Raw genomic sequence first — 25,920 nt, forward strand, 5'->3', positions numbered from 1 at the left:
CCGCCAAAAGCGCCAAAGGCGGAAGGGGAGATCCGCGCATGACGAAGACGCATTTTGCCACTCGGGTGGCTGTGACCATCGTGTTTGCCCTTCTGTACCTCGCCTTCCTGACGGAGACCGGCGTGCTGGTGCAGGAGTTCGGCGCCTCGGGGCTCGCCCTGCGGCTGGCGTCTCTGGATTCCCAGAATTTCATCTTCTTCCCGGTCGCGGGCCTGCTGGCGCTGGTCGCGTTCTGGCAGCCGGCCGTGCTGCTGGTGGATGCCATGTGGCGCGGGCAGCTGAAATTCGGGCGGATCGTGCTGGGCGGCAGCCTCGTGGTCGCCCTGATCGGGGCATGGCTCATTTCCGGCGCGTTTGAATCGTCTGAAGCCCGGTCCGTCTTCGAGATCTCGCCGAAAGCCCTTGCGGCGGATGATGGCGCGCCCGCGACGGCAGAGGCTCCGCCGCTTGCGCCGGTGACCGAAGTGCTGGCCCGCATGCGCATCCTGTCCGGTGTCGACCGCGGCCTCGGGGAATACCAGGCCCAGTGCGACCGGGAATGGCTGCAATATTCCGTCGCGGCCGAGGTCGAGATGTTGTGCTTCCCGTCAGGTGAGCGTCTGAGCGTGCGGGCCTGCTGCACGGCCAAGGCCGCGTTCCGCCAGCACCTGAACCGGCTGGCGGCCGAGGCGCCGTCGCGCACGGGCGCCGTGCACCGCTGGGTGATGCCGGTGAAGATTTTCTTCCTGCTGCTCTTGCTCGGTATCGGCATCCTGCTGGTGCAGTACCGCAAGGGTCTGGAGCGTCTGCACGGGATGACGCCGTCCGGCATCTCGTTCGGCCTGGCGCTGGGCGGGGCGGTGATGCTGATCTGGCCGCTGCTGAACGCCGCTTACCTGCAGACCATGGCGCTGCTGACCGGGTCCGGCTCAGCCAGTGCCTATACGATCGTTGCACCGCTCATCGCGCTCGGTTTCGGCGTGTGGACGCTGCTGCTCGTCTTCTTCCACCTGCGGTCCTATCCCAGCCAGATCGAATACGCCGCCAAGGTCGGCGGCTTCATCGCGGCGGCGATTGGCGTGTTCCGGTATGAGGAAATCACGAACTATCTCGCCCGCACGCTGGGCGTCGGCGGCGGGCTGGTCGCGATCATTGTGTTTGCGGTGGGTGTGGGCGCGCTGATCATCAGCGTGATCCTCGGCGTCGACCCGACCGACATCAAACTGGACGAAGATCTGGAAGACGCGGTGAAGACCGTGGCGGAGACCGCCAGCGGGGATTAAGCCCCCGCCGGCAGGCCCTGTTCCTTGGCCATGCGCTTCATGGCCTTTTGCAGTTTCTCGAAGGCGCGGACCTCGATCTGGCGGATGCGCTCGCGGGAGACATTGTATTCTTCCGACAGCTCTTCCAGCGTTTTCGGGTCGTCCGTCAGGCGGCGCTCGGTCAGGATGTGACGCTCGCGCTCGTTGAGGTCTTCCATGGCGGCGGACAACAGGTCCATCCGGGCATCGAATTCCTGCCGGTTGGCGAAGTCTTCTGCCTGGCCCGGCTCGTCATCGGCCAGCCAGTCCTGCCATTCCATGTCGCCATCGGTGCCCATCGGCACGTTGAGCGAGGCGTCAGAGCCGGACATGCGTCCGTTCATCGAATAGACTTCGCTTTCGGTGACGTTCAGCTTCTCGGCGATCAGCCGGGCCTGTTCCGGCTTCAGGTCGCCTTCTTCCAGCGCGGCCATCTCGCCTTTCAGGCGGCGCAGGTTGAAGAACAGCTTCTTCTGCGCGGCCGTCGTGCCGAGCTTCACCAGGCTCCACGAGCGCAGGATGTATTCCTGGATCGCGGCGCGGATCCACCACATGGCATAGGTGGCCAGGCGGAAGCCCTTGTCCGGGTCGAACTTTTTCACGGCCTGCATCAGGCCGACATTGCCCTCGGAGATCACTTCGGCCATCGGCAGGCCATAGCCGCGATAGCCCATGGCGATCTTGGCCACGAGACGCAGGTGGGAGGTCACCATCTTCTCGGCGGCCTGGGTGTCTTCCTGCTCGCGCCAGCGCCGGGCCAGCATGAACTCCTCGTTCTTTTCGAGCATCGGAAATTTGCGAATTTCGGTGAGATAACGGCTCAGGCCCTGTTCGGGGCTCAGCGTCATGCTTCCACTGGCAGAAATCTTGTTTGCCATATCAATAGTCTCCTTCCGGAACCTTATCCCGCGAACCCGGCGATTGTTCCAATTTGGAATGTCCGGAACTGTTTAGCCCCAACTTGCGGCGGCGTCTTGTACCGGAATGCGCATGAGTTTCATCGCGCTCAAGTATAGATAGGAATTGCGGCCTTCTTAGGGAAGGGGGGCGGACGGGGGGAATTCTGAGGGATTCTGGTGGATTTCCGGGGGATTCAGGCAAAAAAATCCCCGCGCCTGGAGAGAGGAGGCGCGGGGAACTGAGTGTCAGGAACGGGGGGTATTTCCTGGTCAGGCGGCCGGTACAGGATCCGGCTTCTTGTCGAGGCGGGTGAGGGCCGCATTCAGGGCATCCCGGCGTTCGCCGAAACGCTTGTCTTCGCTGCCCGGCACGGCATCTGCCGCAAAGCGGTGGAGGACGGCTTCGACCTCCTCGCTCATGCCGGTGAAGTAGACATCCTTGCCGGCATCATGCGCGTCTTCGATGATCGTCTCGACCGCGCGGACGGCGGAGACGTCGATGAAGGGCACGCGGGCAAAGTCCAGCACGATGATCTCGACCTTGCCGCCAGCCCGGCTGCGGACATGGTGGCCAAGGTCGGCCGCGGCGCCGAAGCTGAGCGGGCCGCCGAAGTCGAACAGCATCACCCGGCCGCCGCAGCGGGAGAGAAGGGTCACTTCCTCTTCGCTGGATTGCGGCGGGGCCTCATGCTGCACCGAGGCGATCTGGTCGTCGGCCAGCTTCTTGATGAAGGCGAGCGCGGCGAGCACCACACCGACGGCCACGGCGGTGATCAGGTCAACGAAGACCGTCAGGCCGAGGACCAGCACCATCAGGGCAAGATCCCAGCGCGGGCCTTTGTGGGCACGCTTGATGTAGGACATGTCGATCGTGTCGAAGCCGACCTTCACAAGGATACCGGCCAGAACCGCATGCGGGATCTGCGAGGCGAGCGGACCGAGGCTGAGCACGATGGCCAGCAGCACGAAGGCGTGCGTCATGCCGGAAATCCGCGTGCGTCCCCCCGAACGGACGTTGATCACTGTCCGCATCGTGGCGCCGGCACCCGGGATGGCGCCGAACATGCCGGCGATCGTGTTGCCGATGCCCTGGCCGATCAGCTCCTTGTCGGAGTGGTGGCGCGTGCGGGTCATGTTGTCGGCGACCAGCGAGGTCAGCAGGCTGTCGATGGACCCGAGCACCGCCAGGATGAAGGCGGCTTCGAGCACGATCAGCGCCGTGCCGGTGTTGAAGCTCGGCAGGACGAATTCCGGCAGGCCGGTCGGGATGTCGCCCAGCACGGGTGCGCCCGGAATGAAGAGGCTGACCAGCGTGCCGATCACCAGCGCCGCGAGCGGGCCGGGGACAAAGGCAGCGAATTTCTTCGGCCATGTGAAGACGATGAACAGGGTCATCGCGGCAATGCCGACGGCGATCAGGTTCGGGTCCATCACGGCGCCCGGTACGGCGGTGAAGGCCGGGATCGTGCCGCCGCCCTCAGGCTCGTGCCCGAACAGGCGGGAGAGCTGCAGCGCGATGATGATCACACCGATGCCGCTCATGAAGCCGGAAATCACCGGATAGGGGACCAGTTTCACATACTGGCCGAATTTCAGGACGCCGAAGCCGATCTGTATGACGCCCGCCAGCACGACGGCCGCGAAGACCAGCGTCGGGCTGCCGCCCAGCGCCGCATAGAGACCGGCGAAGACAACGACCATCGGGCCGGTCGGGCCGGAGACCTGCGAGCCGGTTCCGCCGAACAGGGCGGCGAAGAAGCCAACGAAAATCGCGCCCCAGAGACCGGCAATCGGGCCGGCGCCTGAGGCTTCACCGAAGGCGAGCGCCAGCGGGAGGGCGACGATACCGGCGGTCAGGCCGCCGAACAGGTCGCCTTTCATGTTGGAAAAATCGAAGAAGGGGCTGCGCCCGCCGGGCGCAGCTGTCTGGGAGGAAGACATGTGGTTAGATCCGTTCTGTCAGATCCCTTTTAGGCCGCGCAGGTATGTTCGCCCGCGAGTTCGCGGATCTGGGCGGCGTAACGGGAGTCGATTGTGATGAATTTGCCTTCGGTCTCGTCCCAGGCTTCGACTTCGCCGGCGCGGATGTCATAGACCCAGCCATGCAGTTCGGTCGTGCCTTTTGCGAGGGCGGCGGCAACGCTCGGATGTGTGCGCAGGTGCTGCAGCTGGAGCAGGACGTTCTGCTCGATCAGCATTTTCATGCGCTCTTCCGGGGAGATGTCGTCTGCAGCGATGCTGTCGACAATATCCACAGCGGCCTTGGAATAGCCGAGCCATTTGGCGACATGCGGCAGGCCGTCGAGGCCTTCCGGGTGCATCGCGCCTTTCATGGCCCCGCATTCGGTGTGGCCGCAGACCACGATATGCGGAACTTTCAGAACCGCCACAGCATACTCGATCGATGCGGTCATGCCGCCGGTGGATTCCGTATGCGGTGGAACGATGTTGCCGGCATTGCGGCAGATGAAGAGTTCACCCGGTTCGGTCTGGGTGATCATGGCTGTTTCTACCCGGGAGTCGGAACAGGCGATGAAGAGGGCTTCGGGCGACTGGCCCTTGCTGAGCTCTTCGAAAAGGCCTTGTTTTTCGGGATAGACACTGTTTTTGAAGCGAACGACGCCTGCAGCAAAGCGGGGCATGCGAAATTCCTTTCGATGCTGGGAGGAAACACTGTTTAGGAGAAGGGAGGGGTGGCGCGGTGGGTCGCCTATGCCGTGGACGGTGGATCCACAAAAGACCGGGTCACTTCGCTGTAGTGACGACATGCACTAAGATTTAATGCTATCAGTTCGTACACAGAAAACGAGCTCCTTGGGTCTCAGGACTGTAATCTGGCGTGGCGCGATAGATAGTTCCAATATAAAAACTCTCTTGTTTCAATAGCTAAAAGCTATAAAAATAAGCCCAAACCAGACAGGGATTCATGGATGCGCCCAACGCTTAGACAGCTGCAATACCTGGTCGCCGTGGCCGATACCGGCAAATTTCACGAAGCGGCCCGCCTGCTGAACGTGTCGCAGCCGAGCCTCTCCGCCCAGATCGCGGAAGCCGAACAGCAATTGGGGGCCATCCTGGTGGAACGCGGCCGCCATGGGGCCTTCATGACCCCGCTGGGGGAAGAAGTCGTCCGGCGCGCGCGGGCGATCCTGATCCAGGTCGAGGATCTGAAGGCTTTCACCCTGCGTCCCGCGGGGGAGGTGGCCGGACGCTACCGGCTGGGCACGGTCTCCACTATCGGGCCCTATCTGCTGCCCGGCGCCGTCCGCGAACTGCACCGCCTGTTTCCCGAACTGCGCATGAGTGTGCACGAATCCCGTATCGCGGACCTCAATGACCGCCTGAACGATGGCCGGCTCGACATGATCATCTCGACACCGGAGGACCATGCCAGCAGTGCCTTCATGGAATTGTTCGAAGAGACCCTGTACGTCTGCGCCGCCCAGGAAGACGAATTGTCCGCGCAGAAGGGACCGGTCGATGTGGAGGCCCTGCGGGGGCGGGAGCTGTTGAGCCTCGGTCCCGGCCACAGGCTGAGCCTGATCATCCAGCAGCTGGCGGATGCGGCGGGCGCCCATGTCAGTACCGAATATGAAGGCACCTCGCTGGATGCCGTCCGCCAGACCGCCAGCATGGGGGAGGGGGTGGCGATCCTGCCGAATCTCTATGCCGTGGTTGAGGCCAAGCGTGACCCGAGTCAGGTCGTCCGTCCGATCCGGCACAAGCTGGCCCGCCGCAAGATCGGCCTCATCTGGCGCGAGGGCTCACCGCTGTCCGAACCGATGACGGAGATGGGAAAGGTGATGCGCGCCGTTGCAGCAGACCTGCTCAGCAGTGACGGCAAGGAGCCGAAGCGCCGGGTCAGTCGACGCTGATCTCGACGCGCTCTTCGGCGAGATAGTCGGTGGAGCGCATTTCATGCAGGCGGCTGACGGTCCGTTCGAATTCGAAGGCGCCGTCTCCTTCCGGGTACAGCGTTTCCGGCTCTGCCGCCGCACTCGCCACCAGTTTGACTTTCGCTTCGTAAAGCGCATCGATCAGCGCCACGAAACGCGCGGCTTCATTGCGCTTGTCGGAGTCGAGTTTCGGAATGCCGCGCAGGATCACCGTATGGAAATTCGCTGCGATGGTCAGATAGTCGCGCGAATAGAGCGGGCGGGCGCAAAGCTCCTCGAAACTGAACCAGGCCACACCGGCGGCTTCGCGGCTGACTTCCAGCTTGCGGCCTTTCACCGTCAGCGTCACATGCTGGGCATGGGCGCCGGAGGTGAGGCGGGTCCAGACCTCTTCAAGCGAGGCGTCCGCCTCCGGCCCGAGCGGGGCATACCAGACCGGCGCCGCAATCAGCCGGTCCAGCCGGTAGTCGCGGTCCGATGCGAGGTGGAAGATGTCGCAACGCTCTTTCAGCTGCTGGATGAACGGCAGGAAAAGCGGGCGGTTGATACCATCCTTATAGAGATCATCCGGCACGCGATTGGAGGTCGCCACCATGGTCACGCCGCGTGAGAACAACTGGTCGAACAGGCGGGCGAGGATCATGGCATCGGCGATCTGCGTCACCTGGAATTCGTCGAAGCAGAGAAGCTGCGCTTCGGCGGCGACCTGTTTGGCCACCGGCGGGATCGGATCGTCGCCCGCGCCCTTCACGCGCCATTGGGAGCGTTTGCGCTCGCCCTCCGGCATCTTGCGCCAGGTGTCGAGCCGGTCCTGGATCTCGGCCATGAATTCGTGGAAATGCACCCGGCGTTTCGCCTTTGGTGCGGCATCCTCGAAGAACAGGTCCATCAGCATGGACTTGCCGCGCCCGACCCCGCCCCAGAGATAGAGCCCGCGCACAGGGTCCGGTTTCGAGAACCAGCCGCCTTTTGGCGGATCGGCCAGGCGCTTTGCCAGATCGTCGAGGCGTTCAGCGGCTTCGGCCTGCACCGGATCATTGGTGAGCAGGCCTGCCTCCACACGTTCCCTGTACTGGCGGACCACATTTGCCATCGACGGATCAGCCAAACTGCCGGGCGATCTGGTCCAGCAGCTGGCCGAACGATTCAGGTCTCAGAATCAGGGTCAGCGCGATACCGGTGACCGCGCCGCCCAGGTGGGCGCCATGGGCGATCATCGCGTTTTCACGCTGCGAAAAGATGAAGCTGATGACGATGAAGAGCAGGGCATAAAGGCCCGCCCAGATCGGCAGGGCGAACATCAGGTAGATCGTGGCGAACGGGAACAGGATGCCGACGGCCGACATCAGGCCGGATATGGCCCCCGAGGCGCCGATGGCGCGGTAATCCGGCTCGCGGCCCTTGTCGACGACTTCCCAGAACGAGCCGCCAAGAAGGGAGCCGAAATACAGGATCGCAAACCCGGTGCTGCCGAACACGCTCTCCAGCGGGGGGCCGAAATAGAAGAGCGTCAGCATGTTCACGAAGAGGTGCATGCCGTTCACGTGCAGGAAGCCGGATGTCAGAACGCGGTGCCACTGGCCCTGTTCGCGGATCGGCCGGATCCACAATGAGTTCTGATTGATGAAATCGGTGGCGCCGAAGCCGATCATGCTGGCGACAATGTTGGCCAGCAGCAGGCTGGACGTGACTGGCGCCGAAGTGAAAAAATCCATGCCGAGGCAGCTTCCTGTCAGTGAGAGGCGAAAGAAAACCGCCCGGAAATGGTTCCGAGCGGCTTAGCAAGCTCTGGCCCCGAAGGGCAAGCATTAGGGATCAGGCGGCCCGGACCGTCATGCCCGTCGTATCGGCGGCCGAAGGCATCAGGTCCATCAGGAAATCCTCGAAGGAGTCCGGACGCTGGATGAAGCGGTTGAACGGCAGGCCGGCCTTGAAAACAGCTTCCGGGTGGATGTTTGCGCCGCAACGCACAGCCGCTTCGACAGCCTGGTCGCGCGTATCCATCGAGGAAACGACGGCGATCCGGTATTTGCCCATGTTCGCGATGCGGGCGATGGTCATGTCCGGATCCATGGAATCCGGCAGGCCGAGGTCCAGCACGACAAGGTCGAAACGTTCAAGACGCAGGCGCGTTTCCGCCGCCATCAGCGTCGGTGCCATGACGAGGTCCACCTGAACGCGAGAGCGGGCAGCCTTGTCCGCAGCGATGGCCAGCATGTCGCGCACCGGCGCGTGATCTTCAACCCAGAGAACTTTCATAAAATCTACCCCGATGCCTTTCCTGTGTGGCCGGTCCTTAACCTGCCCCTGATGTGCGTTCACTTTGCCACGCGCAGCTTACGGCTTAGTAAAGCGTTCCTTTCAGAAGTGTTGAAAACTCAATGAATTGCGATTCAGCCGCCGGTCGGGAAATGGGCCCAAATTGACCCCTGAATCCCCCGGTTCGTATGGCAGATTGCGCGGCTGAAAGGGGCGCTTCCGCCGGTTTCAGGCTTCGCCTATGCTAGGGTTCAGGAGAAACGCCCGAACATGAGTGACGACACGCTCCCGCAAAAACCGCTGGCGCCGCGGAAATCAGCGTTCCTGGATGTGGAGACGCCGGATGACCTGCACATTGTGGATGTGCTGATCGAGGAGCGCTGCCCGAAACTGCGGGCGAACCCCGCCTGGCCGCTGGTGCGCCCGGTCCTTTATACGATGCTGGGCTACAACAAGGCCCGGCGCATGGCGGACGAGATCGTCGAACTGAACGGCCGGGAATCCTTTGACCGTCTGTCGCGCGAACTTGCCTTCGATCTTTCCGTTGAAGGGATCGAACGCATGCCGCGGGAGGGCCGGCTGATTGTTGCCGCCAACCACCCGACCGGCCTCGCGGACGGGGTGGCCGTGTGGGACCTGCTGAAGCGGGTGCGCGAAGACATCATCTTTTTTGCGAACGCCGACGCCGTCCGGGTCAATCCGAAATTCCAGGATGTGATCATCCCGGTCGAATGGGTGATGGACAAGCGCTCGCCTGCCAAGGCGCGGGAAACGCTGAAACGGGCAGGGGAGGCGTTCGCCGAGGAAAAATGCGTCGTCATCTTCCCGTCCGGGCGCCTCGCGCGGAAGGAAGGCGACCGGCTGATCGAGAAGGACTGGTTCTCCACCGTGATCGGTCTGGCGAAGAAGCAGAAGGCGCCGATCCTGCCGCTCAATCTCGATGCGTGGAATTCGCGGCTCTATTACCTGCTCTGCAATCTCAGCGGCGAGCTGCGCGACATCACCCTGTTCCACGAGCTGCTGAACAAGCAGGGCTCGCAGATACGGATGACATTCGGCCAGGTGATCGACCCGGAGACCCTCCAGGGGGAGGCGGTTGCGCTGACCGAGAAGCTCAAGGCGCACGTCGCCTATGAATTGCTGGAGAATCCGGAAGCCGTGTTCCGGCCCTGACGGAGCCCCTCTGCAGGCGTCGTCACCTCCATGTTGACAGCATGTTGTCAATATGGAAGCATGTTGTCTATGAGTACGGCGCGTTATCCCTCGCACACAGAAGCCGGCGCAGCGCTGACGGCGGTGATGCTGGATATTTTTCGCGCCAATGGCGCGCTTCTCGCCGCGGGCGACCGTCTGGTCGCGCCGCTGGGGCTGACCAGTGCGCGCTGGCAGGTCCTCGGGTCGATTGCGCTCTCTGATCACGCCCTCCCGGTCGCACATCTTGCCCGGGTCATGGGCCTCAGCCGGCAGTCGGTCCAAAGAGTGGTCAACGATCTGGAGCGGGAGGGGTTCGTTCGATTCGAACCAAACCCGCATCATAAGCGAGCCCATCTTGTTGTCCTGACCGACAAGGGCGCTGACGCCTATGCCGCAGCATCGCAGCAGGAGGCGCCCTGGGCGAATGCCCTGGCCGAGGGCATGTCACCCGAAGTGCTGGAAACGGTTCGCGGCGTTCTGAACACTCTGACCGCACGCCTTGATGCAGACTGACATGGGGAGTCTCTGGCCTTGATGAAACGCATTCACCCGATTGCCGGATTTGTCGGCTTCCTGACGATCCTCTGCTTCTGGATGTCGACGCTTGTTGTGGAGCTGTTCGGGAATGCCGCGGCAATTCTTGCCGTGAAGACCGGCATTCTGTGGGGCATGATTGTTCTGGTCCCATCCCTGGCCATTACAGGCGCAACCGGGTTTCGGCTTGCCGGTCCGGTGCGGACAGGTCTGGTGCGGGCGAAGCAGCGCCGCATGCCGGTTATTGCGGCAAACGGGCTGCTGATCCTGGTACCGTGCGCCTTCGTCCTGCAGCGGCTGGCCGCTGAGAGTCAATTTACGCCGATGTTCTACGCGCTGCAGGCGCTCGAACTGCTTGCGGGTGCCGTGAACCTGACGCTCATTGGGCTGAATATCCGCGACGGGCTGCGCATGACAAGACGGCGGCGCGCCATGAGGGTCGGCGGAGGGACAGACGGGCCTGGTGCCGCTGTCTAGTCGATGGCGACCCGGTCGATGCGGGGTAGTTGTTGCGGGCAGGGGGACGGCTGGCTCAGCGTCACAGGCTGGTCGCCCATATGCCGGGCAGACCAGGCCGCTGCGGCCGACAGGGTCCGGGCATCTGCGAACAGGCTGAGCAGGCCATCCAGGGCATCGGCGGATGCACGGGCAGACCGGGCACCTTCAAGCGCTTCAAGCTGTATTTCCGTCTCTTCGCCGAGGCTGAGAAAGCTGCAGCCGATAGCCGGGGGAGCGCCAGCCTGTCTGGTCCAGTCGCCGAGCCGGGTGGCGTTGAAGGCGAACCGTTCCACTTCGATCACATAGGTATCGTCCAGGGCCGGCATCCGGCCTTGCCGGGCGGTGTCCAGCAAAGGCGCAGAGTCTCCGGCGAGCGCGGCCGCTTTCGCGCCCCAGAGTTCGGCCAGTTCCGGGCTGGCGGCGGCGGACCCGGCGGCCAGCGTCAGGGCAGAAGCGATACAGATCTGTTTCAACATGGGTCGGGGTGTCCCTTTTCGGGACAAAAGGGGCAAAAGCCGTGCCGGACCTCCCCCAAGGACCGGGCTTGCCAGATGGCTGGCTGCATCCCAGACTTCAGAAAAAGAGGAAGAAATGAATGAGCGGGGAGAACAAGGGCATCGTCCGGGACCAGCCACCGGAGATTCCGTCGGAAGGCGGGCCGCTGGCAGAGTTCAAGGGCGCCGTGCCGCCAGCGCCGGAATGGTTCCGCAAGGCGGTCGCCACACCGTATGAAACAGCCTCGGTGGAGGTTAAGGGCGCGAACGTCACCTATCAGCGCTGGGGCAAGCGCGGGGCGCCCGGCCTGCTTCTGGTCCATGGCAACGGCGCCCATGCCCATTGGTGGGATTTCATCGCGCCTTACTTTGCCGAAGAGTACAATGTCGCGGCGATCACCTTTGCCGGCATGGGCGACAGCGATAACCGCGACAGCTACAACATGGCGACCTTCGCGGAGGAGGAGGTTGCCGTGGCCGAGGCGGCCGGCCTGTTCGACGGGCCGACCAAGCCGATCATCGTGGCGCACTCCTTCGGCGGCTTTGTCACGCTGGTGACCGGCGCGAAATATGGCGACCGGTTCGACGGCATGGTGATCGTCGACAGTCCGGTGAACCCGCCGGAGCGTCCGCACCGGGGGCCTGACCGCAAGGGCCGCCCGAACCGGGTCTATCCGGATCTTGCCTCTGCGCTCAGCCGGTTCCGTCTGGCCCCGCCGCAGCTTTGCGAGAACCTCTATGCGGTGGATTATATTGCCCGCTGGAGCCTGAAGAAGGCGGACGAGGGCGGCTGGACATGGAAGTTCGATCCGATGATCTGGACACATTTCGACCCTGGCAAGGACCCCGGTGAAATGCTGCAGGCGGCGCGCTGCCGGGTGGCCATCATCCGCGGCGAGAACAGTTCACTGATGCCGGACGATGTGCGCGAATACATGCGCAAATTGCTGGGCTACCAGGTGCCGTTCATTTCCATTCCGCATGCGGATCACCACGTCATGCTGGACCAGCCGATCGCCTTCATCGCGGCGCTGCGCACCATGCTGGCGGAATGGAACCATTCCGATCCGCACCGGTCGGTTACTGAGGTGCCGTCGCCGTCTCAGGCATGAAGCGTCCGGCGGTGCCCAGCCACTGAACGATCCGGAGGGCCGACTGCCAGAGCGGCGCGTCGGGCGACCCGACCGATTCCGCTTCGGCGGCCTGTTCGGACAGGACCATCGCGGACTCTTCCACGCCGACGCGCCGCATCGTGGTCATGGCTGTGGAGAAGGCCTTCTGGCCGCAGAATTCCGTGCGCGGCGCGCCGAGGACCCAGGCCACCGCATTGCCTTCCTCGCGCCGGCCGAGCAGGCAGCGCTGGTCGGGTTCCAGGCTGAGCCAGAGGATCGCCTGGAAATCGGTGAAGGCGCCGCCGAAGATATCGGAATGCCCCAGCCCGCCATCGGACACGGCCGACGTGTCGATCGTGTTCAGCACCGGCAGCAGAACCGGCTCTGCCGAATCCCCCGCGCGCCGGCCCGTACCGTTGAACCGCCGGGACGCCTGCAGCGCGCGGTCCTTCGAACTGGCGTAGAGGGTGAAATCGTCTGCGAGGCTGTCGATCTCCGAAACGCGTTCGATGAACTCGTCGGCATCGACATCGGGGGAGGCGAAGATGACTTCGTCGAACAGTTTTTCGCCGGGCCGGTCGCGCGCCATCTGTTCCAGCGCAAGGGTCAGAAATTCGTTCCCCATGGAATGGGCGACAACGCTGATCCGGTCCGCGCCCGTCCGGTCGGCCAGGACCAGCAGGAAGTCTTCAAGGTCCTGCGCCGCCTCGGGCGTGATCTGCGAGCGGTCCGCCTTGTAGCCGAACAGGCTGCCAGCCGAGGGCCAGGAATAGAAGACCGCCGCGCCATCAATTTCGAGGTCTGTGGACAGCTGCGCCGTGCGCTCGATGCCTGCGTCGAATTTCGTGTTGTAGCCATGGATCAGCACGAAGATCTCGCGGCGCTGTGACTTGGCCAGTTCGATTTTTACCTCGCGGACAAATTCTTCCATGTCCGGATGGATCTTCATGTCGCCGACAATGACATGCCGGGCCGGATCGGGCCGGACATCGAAGCGCAACACGCTGGGCTTCGGGATCTCGCCAAGGGCCCGGTTGCGCGGCACCGAGACAATCACCGTCCCGGTTTCCAGCTGGCCCCGCTCAGCCGCGTAGTAGGTGCGGGCGTCCAGCACCGGCTTGCCGTCGACAATCAGAACCTGGCCCGGGTCCGGCGCGCGGTCTGTGCCGTAGAAGACTTTGACGAGATCGAAGTCCGGTTCCTCACCGAACACGCGCGGCGCCACGCGGCGTCCGGCAGGCATCGCGGCGCCGGTGTCGCGGCTGCGCTCGATACTGTCGGCGAGCGCCAGTTCCATCTCTTCGAGGGTCGCAAAGCCGCCCGCCATGGCGATGGCCGGCATATCCAGCCCATTCGTCTTGGCGAAGGCCAGCAGGGGCGCCATGCGGGGATGGTCGATGCCGAGATGGTCTGCAACGAGGCCGACGGCCCGTCCGGTATGGTCTGTGGCGGTGGCCATGTCACCCGCATCGGCGGCGATCTCGGCCATCCGCGCTTCAAGATTGATGAGGCGGGCCCAGTCCGGTTCCGGCGCGGCGGCTTCGGCATTGGCCAGCTGCTGGTACGCGGCGAGGGCGCCTGCCGTGTCGCCCTCACGGGCCATCAGGTCTGCGAGATCCTGCTGCAGCGCCATGTCGGTCGAGGGTTCCGCCATCAGCTCGGCGGCAAGGGAGAGCATCGCATCCCGGTCGCCGGCGGCTTCGGCGTCGCCCAGCTCGACCAGCAGGTCGCGCGGCGGCGGAGGCGGGCCAGGCGCGTCCCGGGGCGGGGTGGCGCAGGCGGCCAGCAGTCCCAGCAGCATGGCCATGGCGGCGGCGCGAATACGGTTCAAGCGGTGTCCTCCTCGCGAATGCCCCCGATACTAGGTAGCACACGCGCCGCCTGCAACTGGCCGCAGGCTCAGCGGCGCTTCTTCCACTTCACGGAGTAAAGGTCGAACCGGCGGTCTTTCAGGTTCTGCACGGCGCCGGACTGGCGGGCGGTCAGCAGGTCTGACAGGGACAGGTCGGCCAGCGCGATGGTCTCGGTATTCGGCGCCGTATCGGCCGCGACGCCATCGCGGGCGAAGGGGAAGTCGGACGGGGTCAGGATGCAGCTTTCCGCATAGTGGATGTCCATGTTCTCCACATTCGGCAGGTTGCCGACCACGCCGGAGAGGGTGACATAGCACTGGTTCTCCACCGCCCGGGCCTGGCAGCAATAGCGCACGCGCATGTATCCGCGCCGCTCGTCGGTGCAGAAGGGGACGAACAGCATCAGCGCGCCCTGGTCCACGAGGTGACGGGCGAGTTCCGGGAATTCGGAGTCGTAGCAGATCATCACGCCGATCGGACCGCAATCGGTCTGGATGGCGAGCGCGCCTTCGCCGCCCTTGATGTTCCACCACATCCGCTCTGACGGCGTCGGGTGCAGCTTCTGCTGGGTGTGGACCGAGCCGTCGCGCAGGAAGACGTAGCTGATGTTCAGGATGTCGCCATTCTCCATCATGCTGGGATGCGTCCCGCCGATGATGTTGACGTTGTAGGAGACGGCGAGCTTCTCCATGAACTCGATGTAGCGCGGCGTGTATTCGCTGATCTTCTCGATCGACTCGATCGGGCCGAGCGGCCGGTGCTCCAGTGACAGGAGCTGAAGCGTGAACAGTTCCGGGAAGACGACAAAGTCGGATTTGTAGTCGGAGGCGATGTCGGTGAAATATTCGATCTGCTGCTCGAACTCGTCGATGGAGTTGATCTTGCGCATCTGGAACTGGACGGTGGCGATGCGCACCCGTTCCGGCAGGGACGTATCGCCGAGGCCGGGCTTCGCCTTGATCTTTTCCTGCTCCAGCGGGTTTTCCCACAGCATGTGGGTGGCGCAATCCTTCGATTTGGGATCGCCCAGCAGATAGTTTTTCATGACCCCGATGGGCTTGAAGCCCTGGCGCAGCTGGAAATTGATGACAGGATCCTTGAGCTTCTGGTCGACGACGGCGTCAACATAGTCCTGCGGGTTGGGGAATTCCTTTGCGTGCCGGGCATAGCCGGGCATGCGCCCGCCGAACACGATGCCCTTCAGTTCCAGCCACTGGCAGAGTTCCCTCCGTATCCGGTAGAAGCGCTCGCCGATGCGCAGGCGCCGGTAGTCCGGATGCACCATCACATCCATGCCATACAGCATGTCGCCGTCAGGATCGTGGCGGGCGGCAAAGCCCACGCCGGTGATCTCGTTCCAGGTGTGCGGCTTCAGCGCGACGTCGCTGGAGATCATGAAAGTGGCGCAATAGCCGACGATGACCCCTTCATACTCGGCAACGAACTGGCCTTCCGGGAAGCGGTTCAACTGGCCGATCAGTTCGCTTCGGGCATATCCCATGCCGGGGCCATAGACGCGTTCGGACATCTCCATGATGCCGGGAATGTCGCGGACCTTGGCATTGCGGACGATAAGCTTGGCGGGTTTGTCTGACATGGAGGTCTACCTGATCGGGTTTCCGTATGGTCTGCCACATACAGATTGAGAGACTATCAATGTGGCAGGCGGAGGCTGGCGCGCAAGCCGCCAAGCGCACTCTCGGACAGTCGCAGGTCTCCGCCATGGGCGCGGGCCGTGTCGCGGGCCAGCGTCAGGCCGAGGCCGATGCCGGACGTATTCTGGGTGCGCGCTTCGTCCAGCCGGGAGAAGGGGCGGAAGGCGTCCTCATGCTGGTCTTTCGGAATGCCGGGGCCATCATCGTCGATGTGAACCTCGGCGGCATGCGGCCCGTCCACCAGTGTGATCTGGACCGTGTCGCCGAATTTCACGGCATTTGAGAGGAGGTTGGTCAGCGCCCGCTTGATGGCGAGGCGGCGGCCCTTGATCCGGATTGTGTCCGGTCCGGTCACGGAAATGGTCTCGGCGAACCCGGCGGCGGCCTCCCGCACCAGTCCGGCGAAATCGAATTCGGCCGGTTCGTCGCTTTCCTCGCCCTTCGCGAAGGCGAGATAGCCTTCCAGCATCATGCCCATATCATCGAGGTCGGCCTTCATGGCGCGGATCTCGTCGGTCTCGTCCATCATGGCGAGGGCGAGTTTCAGCCGGGTCAGTGGCGTCCGCAAATCATGGCTGACCCCTGCCAGCATGGCGGTGCGCTGCTCTGCAAAGGCGGTCAGCCGGTTCTTCATGTCGATGACTGCGCGGGCCGCTTCGCGCACTTCGTTTGCGCCGGAAGGCCGGAAGTCCGGCACGTCACGGCCCCGGCCAAAGGCGCGGGCGGCCTTGGAGAGGCGGAGGATGGAGCGCACCTGCTGGTTCAGGAACGCGACCGCCAGGGCAATCATCAGGAGGCTGAATATGATGACCCAGACGATGAAGAAGTGCGAAGTAATCGTCACCGCGCGCTTGCGTTCGACCAGCACTTCCACCGTCTGGCTGGACGCAGGAAAGCGGATGTGGATGAGGGAGTCGTTCGGGCTGAGGCCAACCACGACGGGCACGCCGAGCCGGATGCGCAATTCTTCCCGCAGGACGTTGCGATAGGAGAACGCCTCCAGAAAGCCTTCTGCTTCCGGTGCGGCATCCGGGGCGTCGCAGCTGAAGGTCAGGTCCAGCCGGCTGGCGATGATGTCGCGTGAGATTGGCGACACGGACCGCCGCTCGCAATAATCCTGCACGACGCTGACATCCCGTGCGATGGACTGGCCCAGCTTGCGGTTCACCTCGGCGATGTGGCTGTCGTAATAGTACCAGGTCGTCAAAGTCAGGATCAGGACGACCGGCAGCACCACCATCAGCAGGCTGCGGGCATAAAGGCCGCGGGGGGTGATATCTCGCAGGCGGAACATGGCGCGTCAGTCCGGCATCAGGCGGTAGCCGACACCGCGCACGGTCTGGATATGGATCGGTTCTTTCGGGTTCGGCTCGATCTTGCGGCGCAGGCGCGTGACCTGCACATCGACCGACCGTTCCATCCCGGCGGAGGTGATCCGGGCCAGTTCCTCGCGGCTGACCGGCTCGCCCGCCCGGACGGCAAGGGCGGTCAGCAATTGCAGTTCGGCATCTGTCAGGCGGACGCGCTCGTCGCCGGATTTCAGCTCGCCGCGGGCCGCGTTGAAGACGAGGCCGGACATTTCCACTTCTTCCGGCGGCTCTTCCTTGTGGGAGCGCCGCAGGATGGCCGCGCAGCGCAGGGAGAGTTCCTCCGGTTCAAACGGTTTGGCGAGATAGTCGTCGGCGCCGCGTTTCAGCCCTTCGATCCGGTCGCCGGCTTCGCCCCGCGCGGTCAGCAGCAGCACCGGGGTTTCCCGTGACACGCCCTGGCGGATGCCGGACAGCAGGGACAGGCCATCCTCGCCGGGCATCATCACGTCCAGGATCGCCATATCGAATTCCATCGTGCCCATCAGGCGGCGGGCCCCTTCGGCATCCGGTGCGGCAGTGACCCGGTAGCCTTCGCGGCTGAGGAACCGTTTCAGCAGGTCGCGGATACGGTCGTCGTCATCGACGACAAGGATATGGGCGGCATCGGACATCAGCGCACCAGGGCGGCGAGCACGCGGCGGTTGCCATCCACGGCGTCCGGCCCGGCACTGCGATAGGCGAGGCGCAGGCGTTCGCGCAGCACGATGGCCAGCTGGGTTGTCAGCGTCACGCCGGAATCCGACAGGGTCAGCCTGCGCTGGCGCGCATCGGCGCTGCCGACCTCCTTTTCGATCAAATTCCGTTGATCCAGCTGGCCCAGGATGCGGGCAAATGTCGGCACAGTCATGCCGAGAGAGTCCCGCAGTTCAGACACGGTCTGGCCGGGCCAGTAGCGGATCGTCATGAGAATTTGCATCTCTGGCTTGCTCAGACCGGCCTTGCGCCGGGCCTTTTCGGCGGCTCTGGTGAGCTCGGATGCTCCGGCCAGCAAGAGACCGACACCCCGATCCAGCTCCTGATCCATCAGGAAGAGGCGGGGGTCAAACGGGCGGTTCAGGTTGACGTCAGGGGCCATCCGGTGAAATGAACGCGAAATTCCAAGAAGTGCAAGCGAGGAGCGCTGAGATACGATGGCCGGAACCGCATACGACGATCGCGATGGCTACATCTGGATGGACGGCGAGTTCGTGCCGTGGCGGGATACCAAGGTACACATCCTGACACACGCCCTCCATTATGGTGGCGCGGTATTCGAAGGCGAGCGCGCCTATAATGGCAAGATCTTCCGCTCGCTGGATCATTCCAATCGCCTGCACCGGTCTGCCGAGATCCTTGGCTACGAAATTCCGTTCAGTGTGGAACAGGTGGAAGAAGCCAAGCGTGAAACTCTGGCGAAATCCGGCCTCGAGTCGGCCTATGTCCGGGCCGTCGCCTGGCGCGGGTCGGAAATGATGGGCGTGTCGGCCCAGAAGAACTCGATCCATCTGGCGGTCGCCGTCTGGCACTGGGGCGATTATTTTGAGGACAAGATGAAGGGCATCCGGATGACGCACGCCGAATGGCGCCGTCCGGCACCTGACACCGCGCCCTGTCACGCCAAGGCGTCCGGCCTCTACATGATCTGCACCATGTCCAAGCACGCCGCCGAACGGGACGGCTATGCCGATGCGCTGATGCTGGACTATCGCGGCCAGGTGGCCGAGGCGACCGGCGCGAACATCTTCTTCGTGCGTGACGGCGCGTTGCACACGCCGACGCCGGATTGCTTCCTCAACGGGCTGACCCGCCAGACCGCGATCAAGCTGGCCAAGGAGCGCCAGATCGAAGTGATTGAACGGGCCATCATGCCGGACGAGCTGGCGACCTTCTCGGAATGCTTCATCACGGGCTCTGCCGCGGAAATCACGCCGGTCTGTGAAATCGGCGCGCACACCTACAAGCCGGGCCAGATCTCCGAAGGGCTGGTCAATGACTATACCGCGCTGGTCAACGGCAAGATGGAAGTCGCGCTCTAGGCGCAATTCCGTATCCGGAAGACATAAAAAAGGCGGCCCGCGGGCCGCCTTTTCCTATTTGTCCGGTTGGGGTGTGAAGCGCAGATAGGGCTTCACCGTTTTGAAGCCCTTGGGGAAAAGCTTTTCCGCTTCTTCGTCCGACAGGCTCGGCACGACGATGACGTCTTCGCCGTCGATCCAGTTCACCGGCGTGGCGACCTTGTGGCCGTCGGTCAGCTGCAGGCTGTCGATCAGGCGCAGCACTTCATCGAAGTTCCGGCCGGCGCTCGGGGGATAGATGATCGAGGCGCGGATCTTCTTGTCCGGGTCGATCACATACACCGCCCGCACGGTCACCTTCGGATCGGCATTCGGGTGGATCATGTTGTAAAGCGTGGCCACCTTGCGGCCGGGGTCGGCGATGATCGGGAACTGGACTTTGGCGTTCTGGGTCTCTTCGATGTCCTCGATCCAGCGTTTGTGATCTTCGACACTGTCGACCGAGATGACGAGTGCTTTCGCGCCGCGGCGGGCGAATTCGTCTTTCAGGCGAGCTGTATAACCGAGCTCCGTGGTGCAGACGGGGGTGAAGTCGGCGGGGTGGGAAAAAAAGACCACCCAGTCATCGCCGGCCCAGTCATGGAACCGGATCCGGCCTTCTGTCGTATCCGCTTCAAAGTCGGGCGCTACGTCGCCGATCAGCAAGCTCATTTAAACCGTCTCCTGTGACTTGATTTCGAGGGCGAAAATGGTGCCTAAGAGAGACTGAGCCAATGAGCGGTGCCTGAAGGTGTCGATCAGAATTTCTAATCTCCGGACCTGCCTATGAAGCGCCTGATCCTCATGCGTCATGCCAAGACCGAACCCTTCGGGGAAGGGATCGATGATTTTGGCCGCGCGCTGACCGATCAGGGGCATAGCGATGCCACGCGGATCGCCGAGGAAATCGTGACGCTGGGCTGGAGCCCCGAGCGGATCCTGGTCTCGACGGCGCGGCGGGCGCGGGAAACCTGTTCGGAAGTCGCGCGCGTGTTCGAGGGCGAAAAGGTGCGTCCGATGGAGTCGCTCTATCTTTGCGGCGCGCGGGGCCTGGCGGAGGCTGTGAAGCAGAATGACGGCGCCGGCACGCTGATGGTGATCGGCCATAATCCCGGCATGCACGATTTTGCGCTGGATCTCCTGCGCGATGGCGGCAGCCTCGACCATTATGCCTCCCAGCGCCTGGCCGAAAAATTCCCGACCAGCTGCGTCGCCATGTTCGAGCGGGAGGATGACGGCAGTTTCGTGCCGGTCCTGTTCCGCCTGTCGAACGTGCTTCGCGCCAAGGACTACCGCACCGCCACAGCCTGACATGGCGCCAACCAAATGCCCCGCCCGGAACGAACCGGACGGGGCGGCAGGGCGCGGGTGTCCCTGTTTGGAGAGTCCAGGACACCCGCGTGAGGGTGGCCGGCTTACCGGGAGAGCGAGGCTTTGTAAGCCGCCGTGAGTTCCGGCTCATTGATGGTCTTCACGGCGCTTTTCATCGTGCGGCTTTCACAGAAGCTGACGGCGAACTTGTTGCCAAATGCCCGATCGGCGTTTTCGGCGACGCAGCGTTCGTGAACGTCCTGCTTCAGGTTCGAAAGTGCCTCCTGAGCGCCTTCGGCGGTCTGCAGGGTGCTGCGGTCGATTTTCACGCTCATCTGGAACTGATCGGTCGTGCTGGCGAGGGCCGGCATGGCAGCGATGGAGAGGGCGGTGGCGGCGAGAATGGTGCGGATCATGACGAGAGAGTCCTTCCTTTGAGTTTTTATCAGGTGTTTTTCGAGGGGGGTGGACGGCGCCGCCAGCCATGAGGGGGGCAAGGCTTTTGGTGCGGCGCCGTCCCGGCGGCTCAGTGCTGGTCCCGGCGAACGGAACGGCGGCGGCGGCGGACCACAAGGTTCGGGCGGCCCCGGTCGGCCACATCATTTGCCGGTCGCGACAGCAGCGTCTGGCTGCCGGTGAAGATGGCGTTCGCCACCGGTGCGGCGTGCGCGGCGATCTCGTGGTCATATTGACGGGCGAGGGGGGTCATTTTCGAAAGTCCTTCTTGGTGTCTTGTCTTGGCGGGACCATCCCGCCGCCGACATCCTCAAGATAGGAGCATTATTATCGAAAAACAATACCAAATTATCGAAAAACAATAAATTCTAGGAATTTCAAGGTCTTTCGTCTTCTCGAATATCGATATGGTACGCCAAAACCGTCCTTCAAGGCCAATTAATTGGCGGTCATGAAAGGATTTTGCCGGGAATCGCCCGGGCCGCGGACGTCTCCCGTCCTAGACAGACTGGCTTTCCGGCACCGATGGCGGCTGGCCGAGATCAAAGCTCAACTGGACCGGGCCCCTGGCGGGGCGGCGAATCCCGTTTGGACGCCGGCTCCGGAAGGGCAGGTCGGCCTGCTTCGCCTCAGACCGCCGGGATGGGCGCGGCGCCGCCTTTGGCGCAGGCTGTTTTGGTTCAGGCCGCTTTTGTAGGGGCCGTCCCGGATGGCGCACGCGGGCGATGCGCTCGCGGGCCTCGCGTGCGGCGGCGGCATGATCGACCATGCGCATCGGATAGGTCTGGCCGAAAATCACGCCTGCCCGGGCAAGCTCGGCTTTCGGCGCGTCCCACGGTGCGTGGAGGTAGGCGTCGGGCAAGGCCGCCAGTTCCGGCACCCAGCGCCGGATGAAGACGCCGTCCGGGTCAAGCTGCTGCGACAGGCGGACCGGGTTGCGGACGACAGGCATGCGCCGGCCCCGCAGGCCCGCCTGGGCGATGACCTGCGGATAGTGAATGCCCGGCTCGAAATCGGTGAACAGGGCGCCCAGCCGTTCGGCCGGAAGGCGCCAGTCCATCCAGAGCTGACAGGAGGCGAACCCGATCAGCATGGCCCGCATACGGAAATTCAGCCAGCCGGTCTCGCGCAGCGCCCGCATGCAGGCATCGATCAGCGGGAAGCCGGTCCGCCCATCGATCCATGCCGCGAGGCGCGGGTCGTCCGCTGCCGCTTCGGGGCGGAAATCCTCGCCGCTGCCGGTCTGGGGCAGGGGGCGGTCCTCGAAGGACTGGATCGAGCGGGCCCGCCACTCCAGACGCTCAAGGAAGTCCGTGAGCGACGCGGCGAACGTTGTGTCGCCATCCTGCACATAAGCCGCGCGGGCGCGGGCCGCCGCCTGCCAGGCTTCGCGGACGGAGACGGTTCCGAAGGCCAGGTGCGGGGACAGGCGCGAGCCGGTGGTCTCTGAGATTGCGGGCCGGTCCGCATCCTGCTGGTACCGGCGGCCGCGTCCGGCGAGGAAACTTCTCAGCAATTCCACCCCGGCGGTGCGTCCGCCTGTCTGGCGCCCGGCGCAGTCGTCCGGACCGAGACAGAAATCTTCCGCGATGGGCCAGGGGCCTGCGGCCTGTGTTGCGGCCCGGATCGATTCCGGCGCCTTGATACGGGGCGCGTTCAGCGCCTCGGCCCAGCGGCTGGTCCAGTCATCATGGCCTTTCAGGCCGCGGAGAATGCCAGGCTGGGACTGTTCGCGCAGCGAGATCCCGGCCTGGACGGCCCAGCGGCGGACGGCCCGGTCGCGTGCCCGTGTCCAGGGCAGGCCGGTTTCCTCATACATATGGATCGCTTCGATGCCGTGCCGGCGGTGCAGGTCCGCCAGAACGTCCAGCGCATCGCCCTTGCGGACGATCAGGCGCGCGCCGCGTTCCGTGAGCGCTTCGTCCAGCTCGGTAAGGGAGTCCATCAGGAAGTCGAACTGCCGGCGCGAATGCTCCGGCAGGGCCCAGGAATCCCGTTCAAAGATATAGAGCGGCAGCACCGGTGCCCCGCTGGCCACAGCCGCGGCGAGGGCTGCATGGTCATGCACCCTCAGGTCGCGCCGGAACCAGACAAGATGGACGTTCTTCATGGAACAAAAATAGAACATCCGAGGAAGTCTTGCAAGTCCCTTGTTTTTCAGGCGGGTTTTCGGAGGCCCCGGCCGGGCGGGGGATTTCGGCCTGTGGATAAATCTGTGGATCGTTTGCCGGGCGGAATGGGGCCTATTATCAGGCGAATCCTCTCTCCTGCGGGGAGAATCGTTACGGAAACGAAACAAATTCAACCTGTGATTTGTAGCGCGTGAGTTATCCACAGGCTTTCCTGCAGCCATGGGTGGTATGGGGTTCAGCGGCGATATCGGCCGTGCGCAGGCGCGCGCGCCATTGCGGTGTCCGCGGCCGGACATCCGCCTCGCACTGGAATCCGCTCACAGGCTGGACCGTCAGGCGCCGGGCCTTTCCGCCCGCCAGACATTCAGCCCGGGGCAGCGGGCCACCGTCACCGGCCTGCTGAAACTCCTCGGGGTCATGGCCCTGCTTGTGCCCGAACTGCCCGGCCTTTTGATCATGCTGCTTGTTCCGCCGGTTTTCGTGGCGATCATCCTGTTCCGCCTTTTCCTGCTGGCCGTTGCCCTCCGGCTGAACCGGGAAGACCCGCAGGACGATGGCGCAGCGACGCCCTTGTTGCCGGTCTACACGGTACTTGTCGCGCTGAAGGACGAGACCGCCGTCGTGCCCCAGCTGGCGCAGGCCCTGTCCGCGCTGGACTATCCGCAGGACCGGATCGACCTGAAGCTGCTGGTCGAGGAAGCGGACGTCCGCACGCAAACGGCCGTCCGGGCCCAGTCCTGGCCAAACGGTGCGGAATTGCTGATCGTCCCGGCTGGCCAGCCGCAGACCAAGCCGCGCGCCCTCAATTACGGGCTGGACAGTGCAAGGGGCACTTATGTCGTCGTTTACGATGCCGAAGACCGGCCGCATCCGAGCCAGCTGAAATCGGCGGTCCGCGCCTTCAATGCGCACAGCACGGAGCTGGCCTGCGTTCAGGCGCCGCTGGTCGGCGTGCCGGCGAAGGGCGGCTGGCTCGCCCGGCAATGGGCGCAGGAATATGCGATCCAGTTCAGCCTGCTCGTGCCGGCACTGGCCCGGCTCGGCCTGCCTGTGGCGCTCGGCGGCACCAGCAATCACTTCCGCCGCACATCGCTGGTTGCCGCAGGCGGCTGGGATGCCTGGAACGTGACCGAAGATGCAGACCTCGGCCTGCGCCTGGCGCGGCTCGGCCACCGGGTCGGCGCAATCCGGTCTCCGACGCTGGAAGCGCCGCCGGAGCGGGGCAGGGACTGGCGTGCCCAGCGGTCGCGCTGGCTGAAAGGCTACATGCAGACCTGGTGTGTGCTGATGCGCGGGGACGGCGAAATTCCGGGCCTGGCGCCTGCCGCCTTCCTGTCTGTCCAGATGACGCTCGGGGCCGCGATCCTGTCTGCAATGGTTCACGGCCCCTGGGCGGTCTGGTGTGCGGCATGCCTTTGCCTGCCGGGGCTCTCCCTCGGTGTGTTCGGGCTCAGCGCCTTGTGCCTCTCGCTTTTTACCGGCGTCGTGTCGGCCAGCGTCGCCCCCGGCCGCTGGAACCGGCACCGCGTATTCGTCATTCTGACCCTGCCGCTCTACTGGCCGCTGCAGACCCTCGCCATGGTGCGCGCCCTGTGGAGTCTCTCCCGCACGCCGCACTATTGGGCCAAGACACCGCATATCTGACCTAGGGGTAGCGCTTGGCGCGGCCGCTATGGAGGAATAGAGTTTCCCCTGTCATATCTGATAGGGAGACCGCCATGGCCGACACTGCCGTCGACGAGCTCGAGACCTTCCGCGCCGAAACGCGTGCCTGGCTCGAGGAAAACTGCCCGCCCTCCATGCGCACGCCGATGAAGGACGACGAGATCGTCTGGGGCGGCAAGCGGGAGAAGTTCAAGAATCCGGAGTCGAAGATCTGGCTGGAACGGATGGCCGAAAAAGGCTGGACCGCGCCGCAATGGCCGAAGAAATACGGCGGCGGCGGTCTCTCCGCACAGGAAGCCCGCGTGCTGCAGCAGGAGATGAGCCGCATCAAGGCGCGCCAGCCGCTGTTCTCGTTCGGCCTCTGGATGTTTGGCCCGGCGCTTCTGGAGTTCGGCAACGAAGAACAGAAGATGCGCTTCATCCCGGACATCGTCCATGGCCGCACCCGCTGGTGCCAGGGCTATTCCGAGCCGGGCGCCGGCTCTGACCTCGCTGACCTGCAGACGCGCTGTGAAGACAAGGGCGATCACTATCTGATCAACGGCCAGAAGGTGTGGACCTCCTATGCCGACAAGGCCGACTGGATCTTCTGCCTCGTGCGGACGGACACAAGCGTGAAGCATGAAGGCATCAGCTTCATCCTGTTCGACATGGAAAGCGAAGGCGTCGAAGCCCGCCCGATCCTGCTGATCTCCGGCGAGAGCCCGTTCTGCGAAACCTTCTTCACCGATGTGAAAGTGCCGAAGGACCAGTTGGTCGGCGAAGTGAATGGCGGCTGGCAGATCGCCAAGCGCCTGCTTCAGTTCGAACGCTCCTCCATCTCCGCCGGCGGCTTCGGCGGCACGGGCGGCTCCGGCATCATGGGGCCGGAAGATTATGCCAAGCAGCATATCGGCACTGACAGCGATGGCCGTCTTCTGGATGGTGACCTGCGTGGCCGCATCACCGATCACAAGATGTATGCCAAGGCGTTCAGCCTGACCGTCGCCCGCCAGGCCGAACAGGCCAAGGCCGGACAGGCCGTCAGCCATACCGCGTCCATCCTGAAATACGGCGCCGCCAAGATGAACCAGGACCGCCACGAGCTTCTGGTCGAAGCACTCGGCAGCGAAGGGCTTGGCTGGGAAGGGGAGGGTTTCGACCCGACCGCCAGGAAAGTCACCCGCCAGTGGCTGCGTTCGAAAGGCAACTCCATCGAAGGCGGCACCAGCGAGATCAACCTCAATGTCATCTCCAAGCGCGTGCTTGGCCTGAAAGACCATCAGTAAGCCGACGGCAG

26 protein-coding genes are annotated in these 25,920 nt (G+C 63.9%); 10 read left to right on the forward strand and 16 right to left on the reverse strand.

The features are described from left to right. Positions 1 to 38 precede the first annotated feature (38 nt). Positions 39 to 1,262 (forward strand): hypothetical protein, encoded by a 1,224-nt coding sequence (locus HAD_RS07080; RefSeq protein WP_035570196.1) that lies wholly within the window; start codon positions 39 to 41, stop codon positions 1,260 to 1,262. Here the strand turns inward: HAD_RS07080 and rpoH are convergent. The 3 genes from rpoH to HAD_RS07095 all read right to left on the reverse strand — a co-directional run bounded on the left by rpoH (position 1,259) and on the right by HAD_RS07095 (position 4,821). Further along, positions 1,259 to 2,158 (reverse strand): RNA polymerase sigma factor RpoH, encoded by a 900-nt coding sequence (rpoH, locus tag HAD_RS07085; RefSeq protein WP_035570198.1) that lies wholly within the window; start codon positions 2,156 to 2,158, stop codon positions 1,259 to 1,261. The genes HAD_RS07080 and rpoH overlap by 4 nt on opposite strands. A gap of 291 nt (positions 2,159 to 2,449) precedes the next feature. Continuing rightward, positions 2,450 to 4,120 carry a SulP family inorganic anion transporter gene (locus tag HAD_RS07090; protein WP_051595999.1) on the reverse strand — a complete coding sequence of 557 codons (1,671 nt, stop codon included), beginning with the start codon at positions 4,118 to 4,120 and terminating at the stop codon, positions 2,450 to 2,452. Positions 4,121 to 4,149: 29 nt separating this feature from the next. Further along, the gene (locus tag HAD_RS07095; protein ID WP_035570200.1) at positions 4,150 to 4,821 is read right to left on the reverse strand and encodes a carbonic anhydrase; all 672 of its coding nucleotides are present in this window, start codon (positions 4,819 to 4,821) and stop codon (positions 4,150 to 4,152) included. A gap of 288 nt (positions 4,822 to 5,109) precedes the next feature. Between HAD_RS07095 and HAD_RS07100 the strand changes: the two genes are divergently transcribed. After that, positions 5,110 to 6,054 carry a LysR substrate-binding domain-containing protein gene (locus tag HAD_RS07100; protein ID WP_035570202.1) on the forward strand — a complete coding sequence of 315 codons (945 nt, stop codon included), beginning with the start codon at positions 5,110 to 5,112 and terminating at the stop codon, positions 6,052 to 6,054. On the opposite strand, the gene zapE is transcribed toward HAD_RS07100, so the two are convergent. From zapE to HAD_RS07115, 3 genes are all read right to left on the reverse strand, one after another. Then, positions 6,041 to 7,168, reverse strand: a complete 1,128-nt coding sequence (gene zapE / locus HAD_RS07105; protein WP_035570204.1) for a cell division protein ZapE — start codon at positions 7,166 to 7,168, stop codon at positions 6,041 to 6,043. The genes HAD_RS07100 and zapE overlap by 14 nt on opposite strands. A gap of 7 nt (positions 7,169 to 7,175) precedes the next feature. Beyond that, a complete protein-coding gene (locus HAD_RS07110) occupies positions 7,176 to 7,790 on the reverse strand; it encodes a rhomboid family intramembrane serine protease (RefSeq protein WP_035570206.1) in 615 nt (204 codons plus the stop codon). 100 nt (positions 7,791 to 7,890) lie between these two features. After that, positions 7,891 to 8,334: a DNA-binding transcriptional response regulator gene (locus HAD_RS07115; protein WP_035570207.1), complete on the reverse strand. Its 444-nt coding sequence runs from the start codon at positions 8,332 to 8,334 to the stop codon at positions 7,891 to 7,893. A 270-nt stretch (positions 8,335 to 8,604) separates the two neighbouring features. Between HAD_RS07115 and HAD_RS07120 the strand changes: the two genes are divergently transcribed. The 3 genes from HAD_RS07120 to HAD_RS07130 all read left to right on the forward strand — a co-directional run bounded on the left by HAD_RS07120 (position 8,605) and on the right by HAD_RS07130 (position 10,539). Further along, the gene (locus tag HAD_RS07120) at positions 8,605 to 9,507 is read left to right on the forward strand and encodes a GNAT family N-acetyltransferase (RefSeq protein WP_084331808.1); all 903 of its coding nucleotides are present in this window, start codon (positions 8,605 to 8,607) and stop codon (positions 9,505 to 9,507) included. 69 nt (positions 9,508 to 9,576) lie between these two features. Then, positions 9,577 to 10,041, forward strand: a complete 465-nt coding sequence (locus HAD_RS07125; protein WP_035570208.1) for a MarR family winged helix-turn-helix transcriptional regulator — start codon at positions 9,577 to 9,579, stop codon at positions 10,039 to 10,041. A gap of 21 nt (positions 10,042 to 10,062) precedes the next feature. After that, the gene (locus HAD_RS07130; protein ID WP_206741246.1) at positions 10,063 to 10,539 is read left to right on the forward strand and encodes a hypothetical protein; all 477 of its coding nucleotides are present in this window, start codon (positions 10,063 to 10,065) and stop codon (positions 10,537 to 10,539) included. Here HAD_RS07130 and HAD_RS07135 read toward each other — a convergent pair. Next, positions 10,536 to 11,036: a hypothetical protein gene (locus tag HAD_RS07135; RefSeq protein WP_035570209.1), complete on the reverse strand. Its 501-nt coding sequence runs from the start codon at positions 11,034 to 11,036 to the stop codon at positions 10,536 to 10,538. The two genes, HAD_RS07130 and HAD_RS07135, sit on opposite strands and share 4 nt — an antisense overlap. 119 nt (positions 11,037 to 11,155) lie before the next feature. Between HAD_RS07135 and HAD_RS07140 the strand changes: the two genes are divergently transcribed. Next, the gene (locus HAD_RS07140) at positions 11,156 to 12,166 is read left to right on the forward strand and encodes an alpha/beta fold hydrolase (RefSeq protein WP_084331809.1); all 1,011 of its coding nucleotides are present in this window, start codon (positions 11,156 to 11,158) and stop codon (positions 12,164 to 12,166) included. Here the strand turns inward: HAD_RS07140 and HAD_RS17875 are convergent. The 5 genes from HAD_RS17875 to HAD_RS07165 form a co-directional block, all read right to left on the reverse strand. Further along, the gene (locus tag HAD_RS17875) at positions 12,135 to 13,997 is read right to left on the reverse strand and encodes an alpha/beta hydrolase (RefSeq protein WP_051596001.1); all 1,863 of its coding nucleotides are present in this window, start codon (positions 13,995 to 13,997) and stop codon (positions 12,135 to 12,137) included. The genes HAD_RS07140 and HAD_RS17875 overlap by 32 nt on opposite strands. 68 nt (positions 13,998 to 14,065) lie before the next feature. Next, on the reverse strand, positions 14,066 to 15,616 hold the full coding sequence (locus HAD_RS07150; RefSeq protein ID WP_035570210.1) for a GNAT family N-acetyltransferase: 1,551 nt from the start codon (positions 15,614 to 15,616) through the stop codon (positions 14,066 to 14,068). 56 nt (positions 15,617 to 15,672) lie between these two features. After that, complete coding sequence (locus tag HAD_RS07155) at positions 15,673 to 16,968, reverse strand: ATP-binding protein (protein ID WP_035570211.1); 1,296 nt, start codon at positions 16,966 to 16,968, stop codon at positions 15,673 to 15,675. A gap of 6 nt (positions 16,969 to 16,974) precedes the next feature. Further along, on the reverse strand, positions 16,975 to 17,655 hold the full coding sequence (locus HAD_RS07160; protein WP_035570212.1) for a response regulator: 681 nt from the start codon (positions 17,653 to 17,655) through the stop codon (positions 16,975 to 16,977). Further along, complete coding sequence (locus HAD_RS07165; RefSeq protein ID WP_051596002.1) at positions 17,655 to 18,119, reverse strand: MarR family winged helix-turn-helix transcriptional regulator; 465 nt, start codon at positions 18,117 to 18,119, stop codon at positions 17,655 to 17,657. The genes HAD_RS07160 and HAD_RS07165 overlap by 1 nt, the downstream gene beginning before the upstream one ends. Positions 18,120 to 18,174: 55 nt before the next feature. Here HAD_RS07165 and HAD_RS07170 point away from each other — a divergent pair, with 55 nt between their 5' ends. Next, positions 18,175 to 19,059 carry a branched-chain amino acid aminotransferase gene (locus HAD_RS07170; protein ID WP_035570213.1) on the forward strand — a complete coding sequence of 295 codons (885 nt, stop codon included), beginning with the start codon at positions 18,175 to 18,177 and terminating at the stop codon, positions 19,057 to 19,059. A 54-nt stretch (positions 19,060 to 19,113) separates the two neighbouring features. Here the strand turns inward: HAD_RS07170 and HAD_RS07175 are convergent, their stop codons facing one another. Further along, the gene (locus tag HAD_RS07175; RefSeq protein WP_035570214.1) at positions 19,114 to 19,749 is read right to left on the reverse strand and encodes a peroxiredoxin; all 636 of its coding nucleotides are present in this window, start codon (positions 19,747 to 19,749) and stop codon (positions 19,114 to 19,116) included. Between the two features lie 114 nt (positions 19,750 to 19,863). Here HAD_RS07175 and HAD_RS07180 point away from each other — a divergent pair, with 114 nt between their 5' ends. Beyond that, entirely contained in the window at positions 19,864 to 20,388 is a 525-nt protein-coding gene (locus HAD_RS07180; protein ID WP_035570215.1) for a SixA phosphatase family protein, read from the forward strand. Between the two features lie 104 nt (positions 20,389 to 20,492). On the opposite strand, the gene HAD_RS07185 is transcribed toward HAD_RS07180, so the two are convergent. The 3 genes from HAD_RS07185 to HAD_RS07195 form a co-directional block, all read right to left on the reverse strand. Further along, the gene (locus tag HAD_RS07185) at positions 20,493 to 20,804 is read right to left on the reverse strand and encodes a UrcA family protein (RefSeq protein WP_035570216.1); all 312 of its coding nucleotides are present in this window, start codon (positions 20,802 to 20,804) and stop codon (positions 20,493 to 20,495) included. A 110-nt stretch (positions 20,805 to 20,914) separates the two neighbouring features. Beyond that, positions 20,915 to 21,097: a hypothetical protein gene (locus HAD_RS07190; RefSeq protein WP_035570217.1), complete on the reverse strand. Its 183-nt coding sequence runs from the start codon at positions 21,095 to 21,097 to the stop codon at positions 20,915 to 20,917. A gap of 246 nt (positions 21,098 to 21,343) precedes the next feature. After that, positions 21,344 to 22,972 carry an FAD-binding domain-containing protein gene (locus HAD_RS07195; protein WP_035570218.1) on the reverse strand — a complete coding sequence of 543 codons (1,629 nt, stop codon included), beginning with the start codon at positions 22,970 to 22,972 and terminating at the stop codon, positions 21,344 to 21,346. Between the two features lie 223 nt (positions 22,973 to 23,195). Here HAD_RS07195 and HAD_RS07200 point away from each other — a divergent pair, with 223 nt between their 5' ends. Both HAD_RS07200 and HAD_RS07205 read left to right on the forward strand, forming a co-directional pair. After that, positions 23,196 to 24,620: a glycosyltransferase family 2 protein gene (locus HAD_RS07200; RefSeq protein WP_084331810.1), complete on the forward strand. Its 1,425-nt coding sequence runs from the start codon at positions 23,196 to 23,198 to the stop codon at positions 24,618 to 24,620. Between the two features lie 74 nt (positions 24,621 to 24,694). Beyond that, positions 24,695 to 25,909 (forward strand): acyl-CoA dehydrogenase family protein, encoded by a 1,215-nt coding sequence (locus HAD_RS07205; protein ID WP_035570219.1) that lies wholly within the window; start codon positions 24,695 to 24,697, stop codon positions 25,907 to 25,909. Positions 25,910 to 25,920 lie beyond the last annotated feature (11 nt).

Origin of the sequence: Hyphomonas adhaerens MHS-3, assembly GCF_000685235.1 — a bacterium.
Classification (GTDB): Bacteria; Pseudomonadota; Alphaproteobacteria; order Caulobacterales; family Hyphomonadaceae; genus Hyphomonas; species Hyphomonas adhaerens.

Bases quoted from the DNA above. Each gene is read 5' to 3' on its own strand.
- HAD_RS07110 (WP_035570206.1), bottom strand. From the start codon at position 7,790: ATGGATTTTTTCACTTCGGCGCCAGTCACGTCCAGCCTGCTGCTGGCC.
- HAD_RS07130 (WP_206741246.1), top strand. From the start codon at position 10,063: ATGAAACGCATTCACCCGATTGCCGGATTTGTCGGCTTCCTGACGATC.
- HAD_RS07160 (WP_035570212.1), bottom strand. From the start codon at position 17,655: ATGTCCGATGCCGCCCATATCCTTGTCGTCGATGACGACGACCGTATC.
- HAD_RS07185 (WP_035570216.1), bottom strand. From the start codon at position 20,804: ATGATCCGCACCATTCTCGCCGCCACCGCCCTCTCCATCGCTGCCATG.
- HAD_RS07170 (WP_035570213.1), top strand. From the start codon at position 18,175: ATGGCCGGAACCGCATACGACGATCGCGATGGCTACATCTGGATGGAC.
- HAD_RS07180 (WP_035570215.1), top strand. From the start codon at position 19,864: ATGAAGCGCCTGATCCTCATGCGTCATGCCAAGACCGAACCCTTCGGG.
- HAD_RS07195 (WP_035570218.1), bottom strand. From the start codon at position 22,972: ATGTTCTATTTTTGTTCCATGAAGAACGTCCATCTTGTCTGGTTCCGG.
- HAD_RS07125 (WP_035570208.1), top strand. From the start codon at position 9,577: ATGAGTACGGCGCGTTATCCCTCGCACACAGAAGCCGGCGCAGCGCTG.
- HAD_RS07100 (WP_035570202.1), top strand. From the start codon at position 5,110: ATGCGCCCAACGCTTAGACAGCTGCAATACCTGGTCGCCGTGGCCGAT.
- HAD_RS07150 (WP_035570210.1), bottom strand. From the start codon at position 15,616: ATGTCAGACAAACCCGCCAAGCTTATCGTCCGCAATGCCAAGGTCCGC.
- HAD_RS07190 (WP_035570217.1), bottom strand. From the start codon at position 21,097: ATGACCCCCCTCGCCCGTCAATATGACCACGAGATCGCCGCGCACGCC.
- HAD_RS07175 (WP_035570214.1), bottom strand. From the start codon at position 19,749: ATGAGCTTGCTGATCGGCGACGTAGCGCCCGACTTTGAAGCGGATACG.
- HAD_RS07140 (WP_084331809.1), top strand. From the start codon at position 11,156: ATGAGCGGGGAGAACAAGGGCATCGTCCGGGACCAGCCACCGGAGATT.
- HAD_RS07205 (WP_035570219.1), top strand. From the start codon at position 24,695: ATGGCCGACACTGCCGTCGACGAGCTCGAGACCTTCCGCGCCGAAACG.
- HAD_RS07200 (WP_084331810.1), top strand. From the start codon at position 23,196: ATGGGTGGTATGGGGTTCAGCGGCGATATCGGCCGTGCGCAGGCGCGC.
- HAD_RS07080 (WP_035570196.1), top strand. From the start codon at position 39: ATGACGAAGACGCATTTTGCCACTCGGGTGGCTGTGACCATCGTGTTT.
- HAD_RS07115 (WP_035570207.1), bottom strand. From the start codon at position 8,334: ATGAAAGTTCTCTGGGTTGAAGATCACGCGCCGGTGCGCGACATGCTG.
- HAD_RS07135 (WP_035570209.1), bottom strand. From the start codon at position 11,036: ATGTTGAAACAGATCTGTATCGCTTCTGCCCTGACGCTGGCCGCCGGG.
- HAD_RS07120 (WP_084331808.1), top strand. From the start codon at position 8,605: ATGAGTGACGACACGCTCCCGCAAAAACCGCTGGCGCCGCGGAAATCA.
- zapE (WP_035570204.1), bottom strand. From the start codon at position 7,168: ATGGCAAATGTGGTCCGCCAGTACAGGGAACGTGTGGAGGCAGGCCTG.
- rpoH (WP_035570198.1), bottom strand. From the start codon at position 2,158: ATGGCAAACAAGATTTCTGCCAGTGGAAGCATGACGCTGAGCCCCGAA.
- HAD_RS07165 (WP_051596002.1), bottom strand. From the start codon at position 18,119: ATGGCCCCTGACGTCAACCTGAACCGCCCGTTTGACCCCCGCCTCTTC.
- HAD_RS07090 (WP_051595999.1), bottom strand. From the start codon at position 4,120: ATGTCTTCCTCCCAGACAGCTGCGCCCGGCGGGCGCAGCCCCTTCTTC.
- HAD_RS07095 (WP_035570200.1), bottom strand. From the start codon at position 4,821: ATGCCCCGCTTTGCTGCAGGCGTCGTTCGCTTCAAAAACAGTGTCTAT.
- HAD_RS07155 (WP_035570211.1), bottom strand. From the start codon at position 16,968: ATGTTCCGCCTGCGAGATATCACCCCCCGCGGCCTTTATGCCCGCAGC.